The organism is Acidovorax sp. NO-1 (assembly GCF_000238595.1).
Classification (GTDB): Bacteria; Pseudomonadota; Gammaproteobacteria; order Burkholderiales; family Burkholderiaceae_C; genus Acidovorax.
On the sequence record NZ_AGTS01000058.1, the window covers coordinates 1 to 6,273 of the forward strand.

Here is a 6,273-nt window from a genome sequence, read left to right on the forward strand (position 1 = left end):
GACCAGCATTCCATGCCTCCGATCACCGTTTTTAGCGGCTTGCCAAAGCACTGTTGCTTTGTCGCGGCAGTTGCGCGTCTGGTTCCTCTGTAGCTCCGCTGCATTTGAGAGAGTCGCTCCACAAGCGACAGCGTCCGCGCTTGGGTTCGTGTGATGCCACTTGCTGTCAAAAGCGTAATCCGGAAGTCACCTCCATGTGGGGCGGTGATTTCTAGACTCCTCTCCGTGGTGCATAAAAAACGCCACCTGGATGGACCATATCGGGCATCTGGCGCCACAGGAGACCACCATGCAAGTCAGTACCCCAAGCTGCGAAGACGCGCCGACAAGTCCTGGATGTGTTGCAGGAGGTCAAGCGCAACCCTGATATCAACGAAGCCATGCGCGACCTAGATGGCGAAGCGAATTGGGTCGCTGCCCTTAACTGCCCTGAAGCACCTCAACGATCACCTGCAACCGAGTGCCTCTCCTAGACCGGCATGCGCTTGCAATCTCCCACCGTTTACCCAAGAAGGAAAATTCATCATGAAAATCAAGTCCACCCTCATCGTTCTCTCTCTCTTCGCCGCCCCCGCATTCGCGTCCGACCAAGGTGTTAGCAAGACGCGCGAACAAGTACGGGCTGAGCTGGCGCAAGCAATGCGTAGTGGTGACATGCCCGCCTCTGGCGAGTCGGGCCTGACGCACAAACAGATCAACCCCGGTGCGTATCCAGTAGGCGCCTCCGCGCAGGTCACAAAAACACGCGAGCAAGTGCGCACGGAGCTGGAGCAAGCGATCCGCACCGGCGACATCCTGGCGGGCGGTGAATCAAGCGCCAAGCTGAATGAGCTGACTCCTGGTCGTTATCCTGCGGTGGCTGCCGCTCCTTCAAAGACCCGCGGTCAAGTCAAGAGTGAACTGGCGCGCGCTATCCGCGAAGGGGAGATTGTCGCTGGCGAAGACGGCCGCAAGCTCAACGAGATCTATCCCGACCGCTACCATGCAGCGCATCATGCCGCGGCTAACGCGGGGCAGATCCCTACGACTCCCCGCTTCTGACGTTGCCTCCCGCTCAACCCGAAGCCATCTAGTGCCCAGCAGCGGAAACTTTCAGAAGGAGGCTTCGGGCAGCAAAGCGGAGCGCGCGTTAGTGTCGAAGCAGCTGGGTGGGGTGGCCTTAGGTCGAGCCAGGTCACGTTGGCCCCACGCATACCCAGTCGGGCTCATGACGCTGCCAATGCGGCCTCGGAGAGGTCAAGGACCGTGGCCTCCGTGTACCCCTCATCGAGCAGATCGTCAACGAGAGTCGAAGCACCTCCTCTCTCCGTAGCACCACCGCACCGACAGCAGCGCGATGCCGACCCTCTGTTGTACACGGAAACGGGTCGTTTGAAAGGCGCGCCATTGTCGAAACATGCCCGCCAACAAATGGTGCTGCTAGTGCCTGTGTTGATGGTGCGCATCGGGTGCATGCGCGTGAGCGTGTGTCATCGGCTCGTGCGCATGCCGATGGCTATGGCTACCTTCAGGCATCACCTCGTGCGCGTGTAGATGGTGCCCGTCGTCATGGCGGTGGGCGTGCTCATGTTCCAACGCTTCGTGGGTGTGTTCGTGTCCGTGGCTCTCGGCCAAGTGAAGTACCACCCCCGCCAGCATGAACAAGCCACCTAGCAGCATCAACCATCCCGCAGAGCGCTCCCCGAGCCCGAAGGCCACTGCCGCACCAATGAAAGGCGCGAAGGCGAACACCGAACCCGTACGCGCCGCGCCGAATGCCCTTTGTGCCAGAAGATAAAAGCGCAGGCTTAGCCCGTAGCCTGTGGCTCCAATGGCAAGCAGCCCCAGTGTTGCAGTTAAAGAAGGCAAGGGCTCCCCTGCCAACACGGCCAACGCTGCGGTTGCGGTAGCACCCAGGGTTGCCTTGGCCATCACCACCTGGCTCGGGTCACGCTCAGCCAGTCCTCGCGACAAGGTGTTGTCCACACCCCAGGCCATCGTAGCCACCAGCACTGCAAGCAGCCCAAGCAGCTGTACTCCGCCTTGCAGGCCCTGGTCCAGGACGAGAGCCATACCACCCGCAAGCAGCAAAAGCATGGCGGCCCATACGCGGCGGTCCATGGTTTCGCTGTAGAGCCACCACGCCAGCGTAGCTGTGAACACCGCTTCCAAGGTGAGCATGAGCGATGCACTGGCTCCGCTGGTGTGCTGAAGGCCCCAGGCCAGGGCTACCGGCCCCAGCGCAGCGCCAAACCCCGCCATGGCAATAAGGCGCGGGGTGTCAGATTTCTTCAGGCGTGCTTCGTGCGCGGCAGTCCGCAATGACAAGGCTCCCACTACAGCGGCTCCCGCGTACAGCAGCGCGGCCGTCGTGAATGCCCCTAGCCCTGCGCCCAAACGCTGCACCACAGGGGTGCTGATGCCAAACAACGCTGCCGCCAGCAAGGCCAACAGACCGCCTCGCAGTGCCGGTAGATGCAGAAACTCGCGCGACATGGGTGCGCTACTTGACCGTGAAGCGGACAGTGTTGCTCGTCTTGTTGTCCATCAAGCGCATTGATAGCCCCCTTCGTTCTATTCGGCGTGTATGCCCAGAACAACTTGTACGGTGCCACTACGTACGGAGCGGAATTTCTTGGTGGCTGATATTTGGACGGGTCTAACTTTCGGCAATCAACGTGGGTACCGGGAAAAACATGCATCTGTCATAACTTGTTTACCTGGGTGTACTGGGAAAGTACATCGAAAAGCAGGTCTTGCCGTTGGCCGAGTTCACAGCGATGCGGCCGCGGTGCGCATGAACGATGGCCTGGGTGATGGACAGCCCAAGGCCCGCCCCATCAGAGTCCAGTTGCTTACGCGACTTGTCGGCCCGGAAAAATCGGTCAAACAGGCGGGGGATCATCTGCTCGTCGATGGTAGGTCCGTGGTTGATGACATCCACCGTAGTTCCATGCAGGTCGCTTTTGATACTCACAACAACCGTCTCGCCTGGCGGCGTGTACCGGATAGCGTTGGACAGAAGATTGCTCAAGGCTCGCCGGAGCATCAACCTGTCACCGGAGAGGTCCCCCTCTCCAGCCAGCGTCAGCCGCACCTGCTGTTCTTCGGCAAGTGCTTCATAGAAATCAAACAGGGCCCGGGTTTCATCATGGACCGCGATGTTTTCCGTCCTGGGAAGAATAAGCCCGTGATCGGCCTTCGCCAGGAACAACATGTCGGCGATCATGCGCGCCAGGCGCTGATACTCCTCGGCGTTAGAGGCAAGAATCTCTTGGTACTCCGCCGTGGAACGGGCCTGACTGAGCGTTACCTGTGTCTGCGTCATCAGATTGTTGATAGGCGTACGCAACTCGTGGGCCAGGTCCGACGAAAACTCCGACAGGCGGTCGAACTCCTCCTTGAGGCGCCGGAGCATTTCATTCAGGGTGGTGGCAAGGTCTGCCATCTCCACCGGAAACTCCTGGCTTGGCATGCGCTCGTCCAGCCGCTGAGCCGTAATGGCCATTGCCCGGGACCGCATGGCCCGAAGGGGTGCCAGACCCTTCTTGGCGGCCCACCAGCCAAGGAACCCCGCCACCAGCGTTGCCAAAGTCACGTAACCCACGAGCACGCGAATCAGGCCATACATGAAGTGCTTGTGGTGAGCAATGTCCAGGGCCACCCAGACCTGCAACGGTGGATCAGAGGATCCCGGCAACGGCACGGATTCGGACATCCCTCGATATTCACCCCACTTGGTTTGCCATGAAGCAACACCCAAGCGCGCTGTTTGGGTCCAGGCGATCAGGTCCTTTGGAAACTGGAAGTCTGCGGTCGAGTAAAGCGATTCCGCGCCGCGAAGCACACTGACGTAGAGACCCTTGTGGCTATGCAAGACATCATCCAGCCGTGTTTGCAGATCTTGTGGCGACTTGGATTTGCTGATGACTTCACGCGTCAGGTGGATTTTGTCGCGCAGGGCATCTCGGTCGAGTTCTACGAAATGCCTGTCAATGGAAACGGCGACAAGGGTCCCCAGGCAAATGAGCACCAGCCCAGATGCCAAGGTAAAAAGAACCGTCAACCGTGTCGTCAGCGAGTACCGGGCTTTCACGCGCCCACCTGCGGGGCCTCAAGCACGTACCCCATCCCCCGCACCGTCTGGATCAGCTTGATGTCGTAGGCGTCATCGATCTTGGCACGAAGCCTGCGCATGGCCACCTCGATCACATTGGTGTCGCTGTCAAAGTTCATGTCCCACACTTGGGAAGCGATCAACGAGCGCGGAAGAACTTCCCCGTGGCGGCGCATCAGCAACTCAAGCAGTCCAAATTCCTTGGCCGTCAGGTCGATCCGTTTCCCGGCGCGGCTGACACGTCTTCGCAGCAGGTCCAATTCCAGATCGGCCACCTGCAGCACGGTCACTTCCGTGCCATTGCGCCCACGCCGCAGGATCGTTCGCACACGCGCCAGCAGTTCGGCGAAAGAAAAAGGTTTGACCAGATAGTCATCGGCTCCCAGTTCCAGTCCCTTCACCCGGTCTTGCACCTGGTCCTTCGCCGTGAGGAACAGGACGGCCATCTCCAGACCGAGGCGGCGCAGATTGGTGAGAACCTGCCATCCGTCCATCCCCGGAAGCATCACATCAAGGATCACCAGGTCATAGTCGCCATCCTGGGCCAGATGCAGCCCGTCCACTCCGTTGTGGACCAGATCGGCATTGAAACCAGCCTCGCGCAACCCTTGGCGCAGGTACTCGCCGGTTTTGATTTCATCTTCCACGATCAATATTTTCACGGGAACTCCCAGGCACTGCGCGTGGTTGCGAGTGTGCCCGCAGATCGCTGGGTTTCTTCTAGATGACAAAAATGTAATGAAACTGTTATGTCCGCGGCAGGCATCGGCCCAGACAATGCGATGCATCAAGAACGGATGGTGAATCTATGAACAATCGCTGGCTTTCACGACCTACCGCAAGCTTCTGGCTGGCCGCCGCGGTATTGGTTCCATCGCTGTCACTGGCGCAAATGCCTGAGGGTGAAACCGCGAAGGTGGACTATGAGTTTTCGTACCGATCTGCACTGTCGGGCTACGAAGCCTACAAGGAGCAGTCCGTCCAGCCCTGGAAGGCGGCCAACGACAAGGTGGGGGAGATCGGAGGATGGCGCGCCTATGCCAAGGAAATGCGCCAGACAGCACCCGCTACCGATCAGGACCTGCCCGCCCAGGGCCATGACGCACACCACGGGGGCAAACAATGAGCCGCCTCTTGCATTTGCCCCGCGCCAAGTTAGTGATCGCCGTGGCCGCTGTTGCGGTGTTGTCCGGATGCGCCAGCGTGAATCTGGAGCAGAGCCTCTCCAGCGCCAATGCAGCGACAAGCAGTTTCACGGACGGCCAACTCACCGTGGCCCGGGATCAGAGCGAGCGTGAGGCCTTGCGCCAGCGTGCTTCGGATCTGCTGAGCAAGCCACTGGGGCAGAAGGAAGCTGTGCAACTTGCATTGGTCAACAGCCCGTCCATGCAGGCCATCGTGGCCCAAAACTGGGCGGACGCGTCGACGGCAGCGCAGTCTGGACGCATCGCCAACCCCATCTTGAGCCTGGAACGCGTGCGCTTGGGCAGCGAGACGGAGATCGGACGCCTCCTTTCCTTTGGACTGCTGGACCTGCTAACCTTGCCCACGCGCAAAGGCGTCGCCGAGCGGCGCATCCAGCAGGCTCAATTGCGCCTGAGCAGTGATGTGGTGGACCAAGTCACACAGGTGCGACAGTCCTGGGTACGCGCCGTCGCGGCGCAACAAACCCTGACCTACACACAGCAAGTTTTCGCCAGCGCCCAGGCCAGCGCCGAATTGGCCAAGCGCATGCAGGCGGTGGGCAATTTCAACAAGCTCGATCGTGTACGCCAGCAAGCGTTCTATGCCGACACAGCAACTCAGCTGGCAAGCGCGCAGCACCAGGTCACGGCGGCCCGTGAGGAACTTGTCCGATTGCTGGGCCTGGACGACGCTCAAGCCAAACAACTCAGGTTGCCAGAGCGTCTGCCCGCGCTTCCCAAGGAGCCTTTGTCGCCCTTGGACGCAGGCCGCGAGGCGTCCAAGGGTCGGCTGGACCTGCAGATCGCGAAGGCAAACTATGACGCAGCTGCCCGCGCCCAGGGCTGGAACACGATTACAACGTTCACGGATATCGAGCTGGGAGTCCGGCGCGACTCGGTCTTCGACGCTGCTGAGAACACCCACTCCACGCGACGTGGTTTCGAGATCAGCCTGCAGCTGCCCATCTTTGACTGGGGTGGCATGCGGCGCAG

General features: G+C 60.2%; 6 protein-coding genes. 3 read left to right on the plus strand and 3 right to left on the minus strand.

From position 1 onward, the window contains the following. Positions 1-525 precede the first annotated feature (525 nt). Complete coding sequence (locus KYG_RS06520; protein WP_008904056.1) at positions 526-1,041, plus strand: DUF4148 domain-containing protein; 516 nt, start codon at positions 526-528, stop codon at positions 1,039-1,041. A gap of 378 nt (positions 1,042-1,419) precedes the next feature. Here KYG_RS06520 and KYG_RS06525 read toward each other — a convergent pair whose 3' ends face one another. From KYG_RS06525 to KYG_RS06535, 3 genes are all read right to left on the minus strand, one after another. Further along, entirely contained in the window at positions 1,420-2,475 is a 1,056-nt protein-coding gene (locus KYG_RS06525; protein WP_008904057.1) for a DMT family transporter, read from the minus strand. 220 nt (positions 2,476-2,695) lie between these two features. Further along, positions 2,696-4,075 carry a heavy metal sensor histidine kinase gene (locus KYG_RS06530; RefSeq protein ID WP_008904058.1) on the minus strand — a complete coding sequence of 460 codons (1,380 nt, stop codon included), beginning with the start codon at positions 4,073-4,075 and terminating at the stop codon, positions 2,696-2,698. Further along, on the minus strand, positions 4,072-4,758 hold the full coding sequence (locus KYG_RS06535; protein ID WP_008904059.1) for a heavy metal response regulator transcription factor: 687 nt from the start codon (positions 4,756-4,758) through the stop codon (positions 4,072-4,074). The genes KYG_RS06530 and KYG_RS06535 overlap by 4 nt, the downstream gene beginning before the upstream one ends. Positions 4,759-4,904: 146 nt before the next feature. Between KYG_RS06535 and KYG_RS06540 the strand changes: the two genes are divergently transcribed. After that, positions 4,905-5,222, plus strand: coding sequence for a hypothetical protein (locus KYG_RS06540; RefSeq protein WP_008904060.1), 318 nt, complete (start codon positions 4,905-4,907; stop codon positions 5,220-5,222). Next, a partial coding sequence (locus KYG_RS06545; RefSeq protein WP_034693468.1) for a TolC family protein occupies positions 5,219-6,273 on the plus strand: 1,055 nt, incomplete at its 3' end. The genes KYG_RS06540 and KYG_RS06545, both read left to right, overlap by 4 nt.